The organism is Psychrobacter sp. 1Y4 (genome assembly GCF_051847555.1).
This window is the reverse complement of record NZ_JBPYDE010000887.1, coordinates 1-581: the sequence shown is the minus strand read 5'-3', so window position 1 is coordinate 581 and position 581 is coordinate 1. Positions and strand designations below refer to the sequence as shown.

Here is a 581-nt window from a genome sequence, read left to right as displayed (position 1 = left end):
GATGTTGCTGAATTCTATTGAAACCAATAGTCTTGCTATCAGTGATTTAGCCGCTAACGAAATAGATAGTATGGGTATCAATGATATCCCAGTAACATCAGCGATAACCAGTTCTATGGCGCAAACGAAAGCGCTGATCGCCGATCACCAGCTGTTATTAACGAGCTTGCCCACGACACCAGCGCCCATTGAAAACCCAGAACGTCATGCGTTGAACTTCTTTATCAAGTCAACCGACTCACAGTTATCACCGTATCTACGGGTAGCAATGATGGTTGCGTTATCGGCTTTAGTGCTACAGATGGCAACCGATGGGGTGCAGTGGTACAAGTATAATGAGGCAACAGCTGCCACCAAGACTGAAATAGCTGCGCAATATCAATCTTGGTTCGCTGATGAGCCGATCAGTACTCGAACCAAGCTCCAAGTACAATTACAACCAAAACTGCTTAGCGACAGCCAAGCACCGGCATCACACATGGCAGCGCTGTCAAAGATATCTCCTTTAATCAAGCAGTCTTCATTGCGTGCGCAGACGCTCGTGATGCAACCATCTGCACTTAGTTTTACGCTCATTGCAC

At 46.6% G+C, this 581-nt stretch carries 1 pseudogene; it reads left to right on the top strand.

What is annotated here, in order from left to right:
• Positions 1–581: pseudogene (locus ACS8FC_RS19415) on the top strand (type II secretion system protein GspL); the annotation flags it as partial.